Source organism: Synechococcus sp. WH 8109 (assembly GCF_000161795.2).
Taxonomy (GTDB): domain Bacteria; phylum Cyanobacteriota; class Cyanobacteriia; order PCC-6307; family Cyanobiaceae; genus Parasynechococcus.
Map to the genome: position 1 here is coordinate 881,966 of NZ_CP006882.1, position 15,228 is coordinate 897,193.

A 15,228-nucleotide genomic window follows, 5' to 3' on the forward strand; every position below is an offset into this window, starting at 1 on the left:
TTCGATGGAGCTTTTACTAGAACCCCTCAGTCACGCCTTCATGTTGAAGGCGTTGATGATCAGTGCCCTGGTTGGGGGTGTTTGCGGGCTGTTGTCCTGCTTCATGACCCTGAAGGGATGGGCGTTGATGGGTGATGCCGTCTCTCATGCGGTCCTCCCTGGCGTGGTGGTCGCCTATGCCCTTGGCCTGCCCTTCTCTCTGGGGGCGTTCGTCTTCGGTGTCGGCTCCGTTGCCGCCATCGGCTTTGTGAAGCAGAAGTCGAGAGTGAAGGAAGACACCGTCATCGGGCTTGTCTTCACCGGTTTCTTCGCTCTGGGGCTCGTGCTCGTCTCCAAGACGCGCAGCAACATCGATCTCACCCACATCCTGTTTGGCAATGTGCTGGGGATCTCAGCGGGGGACGTACAGCAGACCCTGATGATTTCGGTGCTGGTGCTGGTGCTGCTGCTGCTGTTCCGGCGAGACCTGATGCTCTTCTGCTTCGATCCCACCCACGCTCGATCGATCGGTATCAACACTGGACTTCTGCACTACATGCTGTTGGGACTCCTCTCCCTGGCCGCCGTTGCAGGTCTGCAGACCGTGGGAATCATTCTGGTGGTGTCGATGCTAGTAACCCCCGGTGCCACGGCCTATCTGCTCACCGATCGGTTTGACCGGATGACGCTGCTGGCCGTCACCAGCAGCGTGCTCTCCAGTGTGCTGGGGGTGTTCATTAGTTACTGGACCGACAGCTCCACCGCCGGTTGCATCGTGCTGGCGCAAACCGCGCAATTCGTGCTCGCCTTCCTTCTTGCGCCTGGGCAGGGGGTGCTGCGGCGTCTCTGATCGATGGATCAGAGCTCGTCTTCGTCCCAGTCGTAGGTGTCGTTGAAGCGCTGAACGCTGGCTTCTCGAAAGTGAAAGTCCTTGGCGGAACGACCCTGATCGGATGCCATTTGGGTGGAACCGTCCTGGTCCCAAGGCTCGCGGTAATCAAGATCATCCCCCATGTTCTGGCACGGCTCAGGAGGCTTCACTGTCATCCCACTTGGCTTTGCCATCCAGCAGTTCGATCAGCTCCTGGAGCTTGCCCATGGTGACGCGCACATCGGCACCGTCGGGCAGAACACCATCGGCCACCACGTTGTAATGGTCACGGCACTGGTTGCGCAGCTCCTGCAGGCGCTTTTTGGTGATGGTCTTTTTCTGTTCTGCCGTTGCCATGGCGATTGCGTGGTCTGGCCATCATCCCTAGCAGAGCAGGGTGCTGCTTCCGTATCTATCCCGGAAGAACCTGGCGAAAGCCATGGGCTTCCACCACGTTGAGCGGGGTGTTGAACAGTTCACTCAGCTCGGCGGGCCGCAGCATTTTCTGTGGGCTTCCATCCCCAACAAGACGTCCCTGCGCCAGAAACAGCACCCGTTCCATCTCCGGAACGATCGTGTCGACCCGATGGGTGACCTGCACCACGGTGGTTCCCGTTTGGATCAATCGCCGCAGGATCGCCAGCAACTGATGGCAGGCCCGGAGGTCGAGGGCGCGGCTTGGCTCATCCAGCACCAGCACCGCGGGTTGGTGAACCAGGGCGCGAGCGATCAACAGGCGGCGCCGCTGTCCGTCCGACAGCTCTCCGCAGCAGCGTTCACGGATGCTGTGGAGGTGCAGTTGATCGAGCAGATCTCGCGCCTGCTCCCATTGCCGCGCACTGGGCTTCTGATCCCGGCCCAACCGGGTGGCCCCAAAAAAATTGCTCACCACCGCCTCTTCAACAGCTGTTTTGGGATGAAGCCGCTGTTCCATGTCGCTCGACACCACCCCCAGGTGGCTGCGAAGCGCCCAGAGGTTCACTGTCTCGCTGCCAAACAACTGCAAATGAGCGTCGGGGCGAACGATGGGATGAAGGCTGCGGTCGATCAGTTTCACCAGGCTGCTTTTGCCTGCGCCATTGGGCCCCAACACCGTTGTGGACTGCCGCAGTTTCAATTGCAGGTTGAGCTTGTGCAGCACCGGGCGATCGCCCAGCCATGCCTCCACATTGCGGAGATCGAGCCAGGTTTCAGTGGTCATGGCCCTCCTTCAGCAACCGATCGATCACGATCGACAGGCGCGGAGCGACAGGCCGGAGCTCCTGCTGTCGCTCACTCCAGATTGCGGCACGCACCAGATCACTGAGGGACACTAACTTCATCTCTTGGCCCTCCTTCAACTGCAGTTGGCTCACGGGCACGCTGAGCGTTCCGCGGAACACGTGGGCCATCCGGTTGCCGCTGTCGTCGCTGAACCAATGTTCGAGCGGAACGCTGGGTGACCAAGCGATCTCCTCCTGCAATTCGCGGTGCACGGCTTCGCTGGCTGTTTCACCTGGATTGAGATGGCCGCCAAACAACCCCCAGTAGCCCGGATAAATGATCGAGTCGATGTCGTCTCGCAGCTGGAGCAGCCATCGGCCTTCCCGCTCGAGCATGGCCAGGGCAACGGCGGGCTTCATGACGCCTCCGGTTTCTTGCGTGACCACTGGGCTAGTCCACCGCCCCTACCCCGCGCTGTGAGTGTTCCCTGCTGCTCGTTCAGTTCAATCAGGGCAAAGAAGGGCAAGCGTTGGGCTTCCGGTGACGGCAGGCTTTGCTGCAGCAGCACCTGATGGGACCAGCTCAGCTCTAACGACGTGAAGCTGAACATGAGCAGTGGTCTGGAACCCTTCAGCTGGGCATGGCCGCTGAACCGCAACCGGAAACCGGCCAGACAGACCTGATTCACGATGCTCAGGCCCTGGTCGCGGTGGCTCAAGATCAGGCTGGCCTGCAGCCAACGCAGCAGCGTTGCGGTGCCGGGTGCCGGTGGATCACCGCTGCGCGTCCAGGTCTGCTGCAACATCCAGCAGCCCGGCAGCTGCTCGATCTGAATGCCGCTGCCCTCACGGCGGCTCCGGCCTTCCCTCGCCAGAAGAGCTGCGGCAGGAGAACCAGGCACGGCTGAGATCATGGGGCTCTGCAACATCCCCATCTTTTCGGAGTCGGCCCATGCAGCGCGACAAGCGCCGGACACCTCCCATAACGGACCTGCTTGTACGGGGACTGCGCATCGGGGCCAGCACCATCGCCCTGGTGGAACTGCTACGCAGCGATTGGATCGGAGGTGGGCTCGCCAGCCTGGCCTGGCTTGTCTTTGTTCAGGTGGAGCGTCGTCGGGCGCCGTTCAAGCCCCCGTCCTGAGGATCGAATCGATGCAGTTCGGGTGCTGTCGGATGTAAGCGTTGAACTCCATGGCCAGCAGACGGGCCTCAAAGGCATCGGTGGCGTAGAAGCACGATTCCAGCTTTTCTCCGTTGGATGATTTGTGGCGGACGGTGTAGGCAGCCCGTCCCTGAGCAATGCTGGCCATGGACTGATGAAGCAATCGTTTCAAGCTGGCACTCCTGCCGTGTGGAATTCCATAACCATTCATTCATGTTTGCGTTTCAACGCTTCGTAAAGCTGTTTGAAGCGACGGGTAGTCCGTCTGACCTCTCTTCCCGCATCCCGCTGCCCATGGCCTCCCCTGCTCTGCCCTTCAACGTTGCTCTCGCTTCACTCCTGTCCCTGATCGCAGGGCCTGTTCAGGCGGAATGGCAGCCGATGCAGGAGCCTGCGGTTTGGCAATCCCGTCGCGGCGATCTGTTGCCCGGCGACGGCTGGATCTTCATGGAAGCCCTCGACACCCCCGCGCTCAAGGCGGCTGAATACATCCGGGCCCCCCAGAGTGTGGACGGTTCCGTTGAGGTGGAGGCAGGCCTGCTGATCCAGCGCGCTGGCCAGGACCGGTGGACCCAACAGGTTCTGCCGATGCGTGCCAACTGCGCCAAAGGTCAGCTGGAGCAACGCCAGACCGATGGTGCCTGGACCGTCTACCCCGGTCGCGATGGAACCGTGGTTAAGGTCCGCTGGATCTGCAGATTGAGATGAGTCGGCCTGCTTTTAGTTACGAGGAACCGGAACGCTTCGGCGAGTCGCTCACAACAGCACGCCCCTGGAACCGATCTGCCCTGACCGATGTGGAGCGGCTCAATGGCCGGGTGGCCATGCTCGGTTTCTTGGCTGCCGTGGTGCTTGAAAAGGCCACGGGATTGGGAATCGTGGGTCAGCTTGGTGCAGCTCTGCGCTGGTATCTGCAGTTGGGTTGATTGATGACGGTTGTTCCTGTTCTGAAGGACTCCCAACGCTTCAAGTTGGATGCCACAGACGACTCGATCTTCTACAGCGAGCCGCGTTTCGTTCACCACCTGGATGCGGGTTTTCGTGCTCGGCTGACTGCCCTGTACCACGAGCGCATCCCTCCCTGTGCCCAGGTGCTGGATCTGATGAGTAGTTGGGTGAGCCACCTGCCGGACGACGTCACTTACGACAATGTCATCGGCCATGGCCTCAACGCTGAGGAACTGAGTGCCAACCCCCGATTGGATCGGCACTGGGTTCAGAATCTCAACCGCGACCAAACCCTCCCAGTTGAGGATGCATCGATCGATGCCACTCTGATCGTGGCCGGTTGGCAGTACCTGCAACAGCCCGAGCCGATCGCCTCTGAGCTGTGGCGGATCACCCGTCCCCGGGGCCAGGTGATCGTGGCGTTTTCCAATCGAATGTTCTTCACCAAGGCTCCCCAGGTCTGGACCGACGGAGATGACGGTGATCACCTGCGTTATGTCGCTGAGGTGTTGATGGCTCAGGGCTGGCCCCAACCGGAGATCCTTGCCGAAGACACCCGCGCCGAGGGTGTGATGGGCTTGTTCGGCGGCAAAGGAGATCCTTTCTTTGCCGTTGTGGCCGAGAAACCTTTCCAGTGATTCCTCGACTTTCCTTTGACTTGAAGGGATGGACGTTGTTCTGAATTGCGGCAGCGTGAGACAAGAACCAGAATCTCCATGAGCTTTACCCTTCCGGGTCTTCTCCTATGGCGCTTCAGGATCGTGTTGATCGGTCAGCAGGTTGTTCTTGAGGCTTCTTCTGAGGATCAACAGCTGAGCACGGTTCTTGAACCTGGTGGAAGTCGCATTCGGCGTGGCTACGACCTCATCAAGGCTCCGCAATGTGCGTTGATCAGGTGAGCAGCACGTCTCGTCTCACCCAGCCCGTCGTCATCTTCGGTGGCTTTCTGATCACGCAAGAGGCCTATCGCCCCCTCGCTGATTGGATTGATCAGGCCACCGGCGCTGCGGTGCGCATCGTGCCTGCGTCCAAATTGGATTGGTTGGCCACCAGCTGGGGTTTCGGTTGGCGTCGCCTGCTTGATCGCGTTGATGCTGCTGTGCGTGAGCTTCAAAGCCAGTCGCCCACCGGGGGCATCACGTTGATTGGTCACAGTTCCGGCGGGGTGATGTTGCGCCCTTATCTGGCCGATCAGACATTTCTGGGTCGCCGTTTCAACGGTGCAGCCCTATGCAATCGCCTGATCACTCTCGGCAGTCCCCATCAGGCCCTGCGTGCCACACCACTGCGGGCTCGTGTGGATCGTGAGTTTCCGGGTTGCCCTGAAGCCGATCGGGTTGACTACGTCGCGGTTGCGGGTCGGCTTGATCCGCTGGGAGCGAATGCATCCAACTTTTCGCGCCGCAGCGCTGCCCGCAGCTATCGCCAGATCATGGGCGACCGGGATCTGCAGGGGGATGGTCTGGTGCCGCTTCCATCAGCCCTGCTGCGGGATGCCCGTTGGATTGAGCTTGCTGATACGGCCCACGGCGGATTGTTTGGCCAAAGCTGGTACGGCTCCACCGATCGCATCGAGAGCTGGTGGTCGCAGCTCGGTGACTGAACCAGGCGATCAGGCATTGTGGCCTGCTTCGGCGATCAACTTGTGCAGGATTCGAAAGGGTTTGGGGGTCAGGCCAGGTCGGCCAAACGTAAATCCAGCAAGAAGCGCAAGCCGGGAACGTCAAACCATCGCCGTGATCAATGTCCGATGGGGCGCGACCCCAGCCTCGAAGCGATTCAGGCAAGGCAGTCCCTTGGCCTGCCGCTCACCGGTCGGTTAACCGTTGCCCAGGTGAAGCTGGCTCACAAGCTTCTCGCTGTTCAACATCATCCCGACAAAGGGGGCGACCCTGAGGTCATGACACGGTTCAACACAGCCCGAGATGTGCTGCTTGAGCCTGAGATGGAGATGCTTGCTGCCTGACGCCCTTGAAGTGCGTCAGCTGCCGCTGCTGCGGCCCAGCACCAGCCAAGTGATCAGCATCAACCCACTCAGGCTGACCACGGTGTAGATCCAATCGGCGTATGGCGTCCAGAACAGTCCCGCAACCGGGGCTGTCATCGGTCCCAGACCAGCAGGAGCACCACAAACAAGGCCCCGAACACGAGGAAGGGTGTGAGCAGCGTCAGCAGAGACTGTGTTTCGATCGTTCCGGTTGCAGCAAGCGGATCATCCGGCGGTCTGTTTTGATCTGTCAAATCTCCGTTATTCACTGAGATTGAGGCCAGAGCTCGCGGCCAATCAACCTTCATCGGGATCGAGCAGTGGGATGAACAACCGTCAGCGTCAAATTCTTGTTGCTTTTTTGGCCTCGATGGGGCTTGGGTTGCTTGGCGGGTTGGCGTTCAACGTCACGTCCCAACTGATCCAGCCCGGCAAGATTGATTTGGGTCCGGCATCGCCGGGAGGGCCTGGCCGAGCCCCTGCGTTGCCTGAGCTGAACACAGGCTCATCCGACCCAAGCTGTGTTGTTCCCCCTGGAGGTGGCCCGCCTGTCACGATGAATTTCCAGCCCTGTTGATTGCATCGCGAGGAAGGTTTGTTGGCCAAAGTTTCAAAAGAAAAGATAAAATAGTGCTGCTGTGATACCCAGAATTGTTTCGGTTGTTCGTTCCGATACCGAAATTGAAGGCCGGCTGAGGTGATTGTTCAACTCTCTTTCAGCCCATGCATGAACAGCGACCAGCGTCTCAGCTATCTGCACTTGATGAACAAAGCTGCTGAGTCGGAAGACAGACAGAGTTATTTCTATTATCTCAAGCTGGCTGAACAAACGCTGCAACGCCAGGATCCCGATGTGCTCTGGAAGCCTGCAGGTTGATTCAGCGAATCATGTTGGCCTTGAAAAAACCGAATCCAAGGCCAAAGGATGAGGATTGATCGCGATGCAGCGTGACTGAAACATCGAAATCGAGAAGATCTGACTGTTCGATGTCTTCACGCTTCAAGTTGTGAGAGTTCTCCGCTTCGAAGCCATCGATGATTTCATCGCGATGGCTTTCTAGGTAATCCACCACCTGTTGCAGCAAGTGGTCGCGCCAGGCCTCGCTGGCGTGTTTGCTGATTCGATCAGACATGGTGGATGACGCAGTGTCTAGAGATGGAACCCGTTCCCAACGTTGAAGTGGGTGCCGTGGTGATGCGGGTGAACAGGAACCATCCAGGGCGTTGGGGTGACGATGATGCGCCGGGGCATCGGTGAAACCATGAGGCCGTACAGCGGGGAATAGCTGAGGTAGTGCGTGCGGTAGTTGGGGCGGTAGCTGTTTTCGATGGGTCTTCTGTAGCCATGCTTGTAGCCCCTGTTGCAAGCCTTCTTTTTTTGCTGGAGTGGTGGTGACGGTCGTGATGAGCACTATGGGCTTCCACCGCAGGACTCAGGCCGACACCGGTGATGACCACCACGAACGCGGCGATGCCAAGACGTTGAACAAGCGATATGGGTCGTGGATGGAATCATGAAAACGTATTCCGGCTCTGCCTGGTAACCGTGTCAGCTAATCGGCCAGATGTGACTGGATGCTTCTTGAGGTCTTCAATCCCTATTCGGCGTCTGTGCGTTGTTCGAGCACGAAACGCAGGGCCCAAAGTCCGGCGTAGGAGCCCGTCAGCACGAGGAGGATCAGGATCAGCACGAAACATCCTCAACGTGGTGGTTCGTTGTAGCTGAGCCGTGTTTGTTCTGTGGTCAGATCCTCCAGTAGCCGTACCAATCGGGATGGGCTGGGTCGTCGTCAACTTGGCCATCCGCGATCAGTTTCAAGTGCCACTGGCCATTGCCGTGAATCGGCAGCAGATCATCGAGCGCGCTGTCCATTTCGACAGAGTGAAGATCGTCCTTGTGGACTTGCTCCTTTCCTTTCAGCCAACGCTGCCGTGCCCGCGCCTTGGCAGAGGCTGAAGAACGGTCCACGATCACCCCGAAGGCATGCTGTTCCGCCATCGAAGTGGGGTCATAGGCGCCAAGGTTGACGAACCACAGCTGCGGACCGTCAGCACTTGATGGATCCTGCGCTTGCTCAACAACTTCAACTCGATAGCCATCGACATGGCCCACGCAGCGATAGCTGTCGATATGCAAGCCACGGCGGAGGCCGATCCATTCCTGTCGCAGCGCCGGCAGCGATGCGTCGATGGTCTCGCCCACGACCCAGCGCACATCGTGCTGCTCCACATGGCAACCCTTGCAACGGCCCCCCAGCACCACCAGGAACAGCTTCTTGGCGCTGCTCATCGTTGGGCCGGTGATGACGCGTCGGCATGGGCGACTACCGCACGGCAGTGGGCGATGAACTCCTCGCCGTTCCTCTCCCCTTTGGCTTCCTTGGTCTGCAGGCTGAGAATCTCAAAGGTCGTGGCGCTGCTGCTGCTCACCGGGGAGACGGTCGGACTGCGGTCTCCATCATGAATGCGATTGTCCAACGGCAGTCCGTCGTAGGGATCCGTGCCGTCACAACGCTGAAAGGCTGCATGGATGGCATCGATGGCCTCCCTCACCTGATAAGTGGCCCCTCGCTTCCTGGCGCGCTTGGTATTCGTGACCGCCGTGCGGTTCAGCAGCCGCTTGTAGCTGTCGGGGTTGATGTCAAGCCAGCTGGGGGGCGTGACCGACAACGGATTGCGTTCCATGCACCCCTTCGGTGGCTCCAGGTGTTCAGACTTTTTCGAGCCAGGCCACAAACAACCGGCGGATTTCCTCTTCGTTGGTCACCCGTTCGCTAAGAGAGGCCGTGAATGCGCCGGGGTGCTGGCGCTGCACGATCTGCTCAGCCTCGTAGGCATCCGCCGCTTCAACAGGCTTGAAGCCAGCGTCAACGGCCGCTGGAGCGCAATAGAAGACGGGGTAACGGCTCATCGGGTTGCTGCAACCTCCAACCGATAGCAACGATTCTGCGATCGAGGGAATGGATGAGGGGAGCTCGCACCTTCTTCTGTTGGGTTCAGGGATCTTTCTTAAGTCCTGAGCTTCAATAGGTGCTGATCCATAACTTTGGTGGTTCTTGCTGAGGCACCGTGGCTTTTGATTCTGGAGATAAAACAGATCGGTTTATTGCCGCAGCCAAGACACGGGCGGAAGCTGCATTGAATGAGTCGGCACCAAAACTGACGGCCTTGGAAAAGGGAATGTTGGAATCGCTGCGACGGGGTGGAAGGCCCGTGCGTCATGGCTGATCTCAGCGCATGAGCAGCCAAACGGACAAAGCACCGCAACCAAACCCTTTGATGAACTGGGCCCAGGTGAGGCCGTAGGTATCGAGCGAAAGCCATCTCATCATCAGATTCAGAACCTCTTTGTGTTTCCGAATCAATGGTGAGCTGTTGGCCGTGTTCAGTTGTGGAATCTGTTTGAGTTTGATCTCCCCGAGCTTGGCCAACGTTGTTAAACCTTCCGCTGTTGAACCTTAAGGGCACTTCTCTGGACAGCGATCTCAACACTCTTTGCGGATGGCTTCGTCCTTCAACCGCTCAACCCACTCCAGAACGGATTCATCTCTCGTCCTGGTGTTGAGTCGTTCCTGCAGAGAGGATGGGGGTCCAGCTGTTTTGAACGGCCTTTGTCTTCCGCCTCAGCCCTGCCGCCCCTGCGCTTGGCCGTTGTGGGTCATGTCGAATGGGTGGAATTTCTGGCGGTGGATCAGTTGCCCCGTCCCGGGGCCATTGGTCACGCCTTGCGGACTCTGCAGGAACCTGCTGGTGGTGGAGCCGTCGCTGCGGTGCAGATGGCACGGTTGCAGCAGCAACCCGTTCAGTTCTTTACGGCTCTAGGTCGCGATTCGGTCGGTGAAGCCAGCGTCAAGCGACTCGAGGATCTTGGCCTTGAGGTTCATGTCGCCTGGAGGGAGGTGCCAACCCGTCGGGGTGTGAGCTTGGTTGATGGTGAGGGGGATCGTGCGATCACGGTGATTGGCGAGCGGCTGACCCCATCGCTGGATGATGACCTTCCCTGGGAGGCCCTCGGCGAATGCGACGGCTTATTCGTCACGGCAGCTGATGCTCCTCTTTTGAAAGCCTGCCGTTCTGCTGCAGTCCTGGCTGCGACCCCGCGCGTTCGTTTGCCCGTGCTTCAGCAGGCCGGGGTGCCCCTTGATGCCCTGATTGGCAGTGGACTTGATCCGGGTGAACGGGTGGAGTCGTGGCAATTGAACCCAGCTCCCGACGCAATGATTCGCACGGAAGGTGCCGCAGGCGGTGTCAGTCGTCCAGGCGGCCGCTATGACCCTTCACCCCTTCCGGGGCCCTTGGTCGAGAGTTATGGCTGCGGTGACAGCTTTGCGGCAGGAGTGGTCGCGGCTCTTGCGGCGCGCTGGCCCCTGGCGAAGGCCATCGCTTTGGGTGCCCAGTGTGGTGCCGCCTGTGCGACGCGATTTGGACCCTATGGGTAAGTGCCCGCGATGCGCGATGGCTCTCGATATCGATAAAAATGCACTGAAACACCTGTTGTCATGGCGCCCACCAAAAGAGAGATCCTTGCCGAATCGGCAGGCTGGGTTGCTGTCACTTTGAACGTGGTTCCGGGCTTGGGTGCCGGGTACCTGTACCAGCGCCGCTGGAAGGCTTACTGGATTACATCTGCTTTGGCGACGACCTGGTTCGTTGTGGGTGGAGTGCTGGGACAAGGAGCTGAGGCTGCCGAAGAAATCCAAAATCAATTGATTGGCTTACTTGGGCTTGTCGCTCTCGCGGCTGGAACAGCAGTTGAAGCCGGGCTCGCAGCGAAGAAATCTCGTCAACAGAACTGAGACGGGTTGAAGCCAAAACACTCAGCTTCGGATCATTCCGACTTCAGGTTCCCCTGTCTCCTCGCCCGGGTTTGTATGGCCCCAGCGACTCCCGCTCTTGGTGGGGCTTGGAGTGATCGCTAACCCTCTCGTCTGAGCGCTTCGTCCTTCATCCTCTGAACCCGCTCCAAAACGGATTCATTGCTCATCCTGTTGTTCAGCCGTTCCACTAACAGAGGAAAGGCCAATGGGCTGGGCCGAGGGGTTTCAACATGCAGCCATTCCTGGCTTGCAGCGCGTTTCAAGGCCGCCTCCAGTCGTGAGATCTCCAACTGGTCATCGAGTACCTCCTGCTGCGCCTGCAGCAGCAAGCGGTTGCTCGGCTCATGGCGGCTGAACACATCGAACAGGAGCGATGCACTGATCTGAAGCTGACCGGTGCTTTTGCTCGATCCAGGGAATCCTCGGTTCATCAGTCCTGCGATCTGGGCGATGGCGCGGAACCGTCGCCGTTGCAGCTCGGAAAGATTCAGTGCGTTTTTGAGATCCCGCTCCAGCTTTTGGCGATCGAGCAGCAGATCGATGTGGTCCTCCAGCAACTCCGCCATGGGGTAGCTCTTCGGTGCCAACAGCTCAAAGCCGTAGTCGTTCACCGACACCGTGATCGTGCCCCTCTCCAGACGGGTGAGCCGCGACGCCCAGAGGAAGCCGATTCCCTCGTGCACGAACCGTCCTTCAAAGGGGTATGCAAACAGGTGTGTGCCTTCCCGGGTGCGACAGGTCTCAATCAGCAGCTGCCCCACCGTCGGCAACACCGAGATGTCCTGTTGCCGATCAAACAGGGGCTTCAGAGCCTGCAGTTCAACGTTGTCGAGATCACCACGGCTGGCGCGGTCCACCTCAAGACGCAGGTGGTGGGTCAGCAGATCAGAGAGGGCCATTTGCCCCCCAGCCCAGGCAGGCACAGTGCGCGTTTTCTTGGTGCTCACCTTCACGTAAGCGGTCATGTCGCGCAGCCGCACGAATTCCAGCTGGCGGCCGGAGAAGAAGAACACATCCTTCGGCTTCAGCTGGCTGATGAAGGTCTCCTCCACATGGCCGAGCACAGCACCGCGAACAAAGCGCACAGTGATTGCTGGTGCGGCCGTGATCGTTCCAACGTTGAGACGGTGCAGCCGGGCGATGGACTTTTCGCGAACCCGGTAGCGCTGGCTTGTCTCCTCCCACTCGAGCTTGCGGTAACGAGGATAGGCCCCGAGGCACTCTCCTCCCTGCTCCAGAAACAGCATGCACCAGCCCCAATCCTCCTGGCTCAGCTCGGCGTAGGCCGCACAGCTGCGCACGGCCTGGAAGGTCTGCTCCGGATGGAAGCCAGGGCCGCAGGCCAACCCCGTGAGGTGCTGAAGCAGCACATCCAGAGGGGCTTTTGGCGGCTTGCGTTGTTCCACCAGCCCCTCCGCCAGTCCCCGACGCACAGCACTGAGTTCGAGCAGTTCGAGCGCATTGGTGGGCATGAACAGCACCTGGGATGTGCCGCCGGGCAAGTGCGCTGACCGCCCCGCCCGCTGCAGCAGCCGTGCCAGATTCTTTGGGCTGCCGATCTGCACCACCTGTTCCACGGGTTGGAAGTCCACACCGAGGTCTAGGGAGCTGGTGCAGACCACCCAACGAATACCGCCGGCCTTCACGGAGGCCTCGATCGCTTCCCGCTCACTGCGATCGATGGCGCTGTGGTGCAGGGCCAACCCTTCCTCCATTTCCGGGCAGGCGAAGCGCAGACACTGGTGCCATCGCTCCGACTGATTGCGGGTGTTGGTGAACAGCAAGGTGCTGATCCCGGGATTGAGGCGGGCCACCAGCTCCTCGTACATCCGCAACCCGAGGTGTCCGGCCCAGGGGAAGCCATCGATCGTCTCCGGAAGGATGCTTTGAATCTCCGTGCTGCGAGAAGGGGCGCCACCGATCAGCCGCGGCTCCCCTGCTGTTCCCAGGGCATGGCGCGCTGCCTGCTCCAGGTTGCCGATGGTGGCACTGATGGCCCAGGTCTGGAGCTGGGGGCGCAGCTGGCGCAACCAGCTCAGGCACAGCTCCGTCTGGCTGCCCCGTTTGCTGCCCATCAACTCGTGCCATTCATCGAGGATCACCGTCTCGAGTTGGCCAAACAGTTCTTCGGCCTTCGCGTTGCTAAGCAGCAGGGCGAGGGACTCCGGAGTCGTCACCAGAATCTGTGGTGGTGCCTTGAGCTGTTTCGTGCGTTCGCTGCTGCTGCTGTCTCCATTGCGGATGCCCACCCGAATCGGCCAACCCATCGCCTCGATCGGTTCGCGGATCGCCAGCGATAAGTCACGACTGAGGGCCCGCAAGGGCGTGATGTAGAGCAGACGTATTCCCTTCAACGGCTGCTCCTCCGCCAACATCCGCGCGATCGGCCCCATCACGGCGGCGAAGGTTTTGCCGGACCCTGTGGGCACTTGGATCAACCCATTCCGCCCCGCTAAATAGGCGGTCCAGGTTTCCTGCTGAAAAGGAAGCGGCGTCCAGTTCCTTTGCGCGAACCAGGCATGAATCGGGTTCAAGCGAGGGTCGTTGGTTGTTGGGTTGGCCTTTGCCTTCGCTTTTGAAGCTGCCATCAGCGGTTTTCGATCAATGCCATCGCGGTCTGGAGTGAATCCGCTTCATTGGCGGGTTTGTCGCGTCGCCAGCGCAGGATGCGCGGGAAACGCACGGCGATGCCGGATTTATGGCGTTTTGAGGGGTGGATGCCTTCAAAGCCGATTTCAAACACCAGCTCGGATTTCAGGGACCGTGCCGGTCCGAAGCGCTGCAGGGTGTTGCGCCGGATCCAGCGGTCAAGCTCGAGGATTTCGACATCGTTGAGGCCGGAATAGGCCTTGGCGAAGGTCACCAACTGCGGCTCTTCAGCGTTGGTCCAGAGGCCGAAGGTGTAATCGGTGAACAGATTGGCGCGACGCCCACTGCCGGCCTGGGCGTATAGGAGCACCGCATCGAGGGTCATCGGCTCCAGCTTGTGTTTCCACCAGTTGCCGCGTTTGCGGCCGCTCAGGTAGGGCGATTCCGCCTGTTTGAGCATCAGTCCTTCGGCGTTGTGTTGACGGGCCTGGTTGCGCTGTGTCTCCAATTCCTCCCAGGAGTCGATCGACCAGGACGGGCTCTGCTTCAACCGCCACGAATCGGGATGCTTGATGCTGCCCAGCAGCGCAGCCAGCTGCTGCTGGCGCTGCCGTAATACCTGCTGGCGGATGTCGACGCCCTGATGTTCCAGCAGGTCGTAGGCGATGAACCGCATCGGGCAATCCCGTTTCAACGTTGCTCCAACGGTTTTGCGGCCGAGTCGTCGTTGCAGCTGATCAAAGCCAAGCGGCGCGGCCGCATCCTGTTGCCAGCAGATCAGCTCGCCGTCGAGAACGCTGCCTGATGGCAAAGCCTGAGCCACATCCACAAGTTCAGGGAAGCTCTCGTTGACCAGTTCTTCTCCACGGCTCCAGAGGTAGACGCCGGAACCGCGGTGAATCAGCTGACCGCGGATCCCATCCCATTTCCACTCCAGTTGCCAATCTTTTGCGGATGTCTCCTGCAGTCGTTCGGGTTCCAGGGGGCTGGCGAGATAAAAGGGGTACGGCGTGCCACTGGAGCGGTGCTCATCCGGAGTCGCAGGGGCGGTGAGTTGATCAAATCGCTCAGCGGAGGGCTCAAAGCCCCCCATCAGCCGTTGCACCACCAAACTTTCCTCGAGATCAAACGCTTCGGCGATGGCGCGGCTGATCAGTCCCGTCGACACGCCCACACGGAATCCCCCCGTGAGCAACTTGTTGACGATGAAGTGTTGATCGCGCGGGGTTCGGTGCCAGAGCCAGATCACCGCGTTGGCCTGATCTTCATCGCTTCTGGTGCTGATGGCCGGCAGCAGGGTGTCCATCCACCAGCGCAGGGGCATGTCTCCCTCCCCGCTGGGCAGACCGGGATCGGTGGCTTCAAACCGCTCTTGTACGGCGGGCCAGAGCAGGCTGATGGTTTCGGCTGAATCGCCAACCTGGCCGTAGCAGTCGTCGATCAGCCAATCCGGCAGACCACCCCGGTCCCGCAGGATGTCGCGCAGTCGGCGACCGGTGATCAAGCGGCGGCTTCGTTTGCCCAACAGCAGAGTCAACGCCCAGGCCGCCTCCCCTGCTTCGACCCCCTGAAAGTGATCCACCAGCGCCTGCACCTTGGCCTTGGTGCCCGTGACCTGATCCAACTGATTGAACAGGTCCTGAAAGGCCCGCATGCGCGCTTGAACGGGA

The 15,228-nt window shown here is 59.9% G+C and carries 25 protein-coding genes; 11 read left to right on the forward strand and 14 right to left on the reverse strand.

Features of this window, described 5'->3' with window-relative positions:
- The first annotated feature begins 4 nt into the window (after window positions 1-4).
- Window positions 5-829 carry a metal ABC transporter permease gene (locus tag Syncc8109_RS04785; protein ID WP_006851377.1) on the forward strand — a complete coding sequence of 275 codons (825 nt, stop codon included), beginning with the start codon at window positions 5-7 and terminating at the stop codon, window positions 827-829.
- A gap of 8 nt (window positions 830-837) precedes the next feature.
- Here the strand turns inward: Syncc8109_RS04785 and Syncc8109_RS12225 are convergent, their stop codons facing one another.
- The 5 genes from Syncc8109_RS12225 to Syncc8109_RS04805 are packed head-to-tail and all read right to left on the reverse strand — an operon-like array spanning window position 838 to window position 2,954.
- Window positions 838-993 carry a hypothetical protein gene (locus Syncc8109_RS12225; protein ID WP_006850789.1) on the reverse strand — a complete coding sequence of 52 codons (156 nt, stop codon included), beginning with the start codon at window positions 991-993 and terminating at the stop codon, window positions 838-840.
- A gap of 13 nt (window positions 994-1,006) precedes the next feature.
- Window positions 1,007-1,207, reverse strand: a complete 201-nt coding sequence (locus Syncc8109_RS04790) for a hypothetical protein (protein WP_006851769.1) — start codon at window positions 1,205-1,207, stop codon at window positions 1,007-1,009.
- A 55-nt stretch (window positions 1,208-1,262) separates the two neighbouring features.
- Window positions 1,263-2,051: an ABC transporter ATP-binding protein gene (locus Syncc8109_RS04795; protein WP_006851845.1), complete on the reverse strand. Its 789-nt coding sequence runs from the start codon at window positions 2,049-2,051 to the stop codon at window positions 1,263-1,265.
- Entirely contained in the window at window positions 2,041-2,472 is a 432-nt protein-coding gene (locus tag Syncc8109_RS04800) for an NUDIX hydrolase (RefSeq protein WP_006850100.1), read from the reverse strand. The genes Syncc8109_RS04795 and Syncc8109_RS04800 overlap by 11 nt, the downstream gene beginning before the upstream one ends.
- A complete protein-coding gene (locus tag Syncc8109_RS04805; protein WP_006850825.1) occupies window positions 2,469-2,954 on the reverse strand; it encodes a hypothetical protein in 486 nt (161 codons plus the stop codon). The genes Syncc8109_RS04800 and Syncc8109_RS04805 overlap by 4 nt, the downstream gene beginning before the upstream one ends.
- Window positions 2,955-3,004: 50 nt before the next feature.
- Between Syncc8109_RS04805 and Syncc8109_RS04810 the strand changes: the two genes are divergently transcribed.
- Window positions 3,005-3,196 (forward strand): hypothetical protein, encoded by a 192-nt coding sequence (locus tag Syncc8109_RS04810; RefSeq protein ID WP_006851982.1) that lies wholly within the window; start codon window positions 3,005-3,007, stop codon window positions 3,194-3,196.
- Here the strand turns inward: Syncc8109_RS04810 and Syncc8109_RS04815 are convergent.
- On the reverse strand, window positions 3,180-3,365 hold the full coding sequence (locus Syncc8109_RS04815) for a hypothetical protein (RefSeq protein ID WP_006851300.1): 186 nt from the start codon (window positions 3,363-3,365) through the stop codon (window positions 3,180-3,182). The two genes, Syncc8109_RS04810 and Syncc8109_RS04815, sit on opposite strands and share 17 nt — an antisense overlap.
- 146 nt (window positions 3,366-3,511) lie before the next feature.
- Here Syncc8109_RS04815 and Syncc8109_RS04820 point away from each other — a divergent pair, with 146 nt between their 5' ends.
- From Syncc8109_RS04820 to Syncc8109_RS04845, 6 genes are all read left to right on the forward strand, one after another.
- Window positions 3,512-3,925 (forward strand): hypothetical protein, encoded by a 414-nt coding sequence (locus Syncc8109_RS04820; protein ID WP_006850114.1) that lies wholly within the window; start codon window positions 3,512-3,514, stop codon window positions 3,923-3,925.
- The gene (locus tag Syncc8109_RS04825; protein ID WP_006850846.1) at window positions 3,922-4,143 is read left to right on the forward strand and encodes a chlorophyll a/b-binding protein; all 222 of its coding nucleotides are present in this window, start codon (window positions 3,922-3,924) and stop codon (window positions 4,141-4,143) included. Before Syncc8109_RS04820 ends, Syncc8109_RS04825 begins: the two co-directional genes overlap by 4 nt.
- Window positions 4,144-4,146: 3 nt before the next feature.
- Window positions 4,147-4,803 carry a methyltransferase domain-containing protein gene (locus Syncc8109_RS04830; protein ID WP_006851008.1) on the forward strand — a complete coding sequence of 219 codons (657 nt, stop codon included), beginning with the start codon at window positions 4,147-4,149 and terminating at the stop codon, window positions 4,801-4,803.
- 78 nt (window positions 4,804-4,881) lie between these two features.
- Window positions 4,882-5,064, forward strand: a complete 183-nt coding sequence (locus Syncc8109_RS04835; RefSeq protein WP_006851627.1) for a hypothetical protein — start codon at window positions 4,882-4,884, stop codon at window positions 5,062-5,064.
- Window positions 5,046-5,768: a hypothetical protein gene (locus Syncc8109_RS04840; protein WP_006849733.1), complete on the forward strand. Its 723-nt coding sequence runs from the start codon at window positions 5,046-5,048 to the stop codon at window positions 5,766-5,768. The genes Syncc8109_RS04835 and Syncc8109_RS04840 overlap by 19 nt, the downstream gene beginning before the upstream one ends.
- Window positions 5,769-5,786: 18 nt before the next feature.
- A complete protein-coding gene (locus Syncc8109_RS04845) occupies window positions 5,787-6,131 on the forward strand; it encodes a hypothetical protein (protein WP_006850481.1) in 345 nt (114 codons plus the stop codon).
- 15 nt (window positions 6,132-6,146) lie between these two features.
- On the opposite strand, the gene Syncc8109_RS13040 is transcribed toward Syncc8109_RS04845, so the two are convergent.
- Window positions 6,147-6,269 (reverse strand): hypothetical protein, encoded by a 123-nt coding sequence (locus tag Syncc8109_RS13040; RefSeq protein ID WP_006849913.1) that lies wholly within the window; start codon window positions 6,267-6,269, stop codon window positions 6,147-6,149.
- Between the two features lie 610 nt (window positions 6,270-6,879).
- Between Syncc8109_RS13040 and Syncc8109_RS12235 the strand changes: the two genes are divergently transcribed.
- Window positions 6,880-7,029, forward strand: a complete 150-nt coding sequence (locus tag Syncc8109_RS12235) for a hypothetical protein (protein ID WP_006851150.1) — start codon at window positions 6,880-6,882, stop codon at window positions 7,027-7,029.
- A 1-nt stretch (window position 7,030) separates the two neighbouring features.
- Here the strand turns inward: Syncc8109_RS12235 and Syncc8109_RS12855 are convergent, their stop codons facing one another.
- From Syncc8109_RS12855 to Syncc8109_RS04880, 5 genes are all read right to left on the reverse strand, one after another.
- Window positions 7,031-7,564 (reverse strand): hypothetical protein, encoded by a 534-nt coding sequence (locus tag Syncc8109_RS12855; protein WP_232202474.1) that lies wholly within the window; start codon window positions 7,562-7,564, stop codon window positions 7,031-7,033.
- A gap of 332 nt (window positions 7,565-7,896) precedes the next feature.
- Window positions 7,897-8,442, reverse strand: coding sequence for a DUF1543 domain-containing protein (locus Syncc8109_RS04865; protein WP_006851441.1), 546 nt, complete (start codon window positions 8,440-8,442; stop codon window positions 7,897-7,899).
- Window positions 8,439-8,837 carry a hypothetical protein gene (locus Syncc8109_RS04870; RefSeq protein WP_006851988.1) on the reverse strand — a complete coding sequence of 133 codons (399 nt, stop codon included), beginning with the start codon at window positions 8,835-8,837 and terminating at the stop codon, window positions 8,439-8,441. Before Syncc8109_RS04870 ends, Syncc8109_RS04865 begins: the two co-directional genes overlap by 4 nt.
- A 25-nt stretch (window positions 8,838-8,862) precedes the next feature.
- Window positions 8,863-9,063, reverse strand: coding sequence for a hypothetical protein (locus Syncc8109_RS04875; protein WP_232202475.1), 201 nt, complete (start codon window positions 9,061-9,063; stop codon window positions 8,863-8,865).
- A gap of 319 nt (window positions 9,064-9,382) precedes the next feature.
- On the reverse strand, window positions 9,383-9,583 hold the full coding sequence (locus Syncc8109_RS04880) for a hypothetical protein (protein WP_006849963.1): 201 nt from the start codon (window positions 9,581-9,583) through the stop codon (window positions 9,383-9,385).
- 180 nt (window positions 9,584-9,763) lie between these two features.
- Between Syncc8109_RS04880 and Syncc8109_RS04885 the strand changes: the two genes are divergently transcribed.
- Both Syncc8109_RS04885 and Syncc8109_RS04890 read left to right on the forward strand, forming a co-directional pair.
- On the forward strand, window positions 9,764-10,591 hold the full coding sequence (locus Syncc8109_RS04885) for a PfkB family carbohydrate kinase (protein WP_006851439.1): 828 nt from the start codon (window positions 9,764-9,766) through the stop codon (window positions 10,589-10,591).
- Between the two features lie 60 nt (window positions 10,592-10,651).
- On the forward strand, window positions 10,652-10,948 hold the full coding sequence (locus Syncc8109_RS04890) for a hypothetical protein (protein WP_006850689.1): 297 nt from the start codon (window positions 10,652-10,654) through the stop codon (window positions 10,946-10,948).
- Between the two features lie 119 nt (window positions 10,949-11,067).
- On the opposite strand, the gene Syncc8109_RS04895 is transcribed toward Syncc8109_RS04890, so the two are convergent.
- Both Syncc8109_RS04895 and Syncc8109_RS04900 read right to left on the reverse strand, forming a co-directional pair.
- Window positions 11,068-13,557 carry a ligase-associated DNA damage response DEXH box helicase gene (locus Syncc8109_RS04895; protein ID WP_006849948.1) on the reverse strand — a complete coding sequence of 830 codons (2,490 nt, stop codon included), beginning with the start codon at window positions 13,555-13,557 and terminating at the stop codon, window positions 11,068-11,070.
- Window positions 13,557-15,212, reverse strand: coding sequence for an ATP-dependent DNA ligase (locus Syncc8109_RS04900; RefSeq protein WP_025362241.1), 1,656 nt, complete (start codon window positions 15,210-15,212; stop codon window positions 13,557-13,559). The genes Syncc8109_RS04895 and Syncc8109_RS04900 overlap by 1 nt, the downstream gene beginning before the upstream one ends.
- Between the last annotated feature and the right edge of the window lie 16 nt (window positions 15,213-15,228).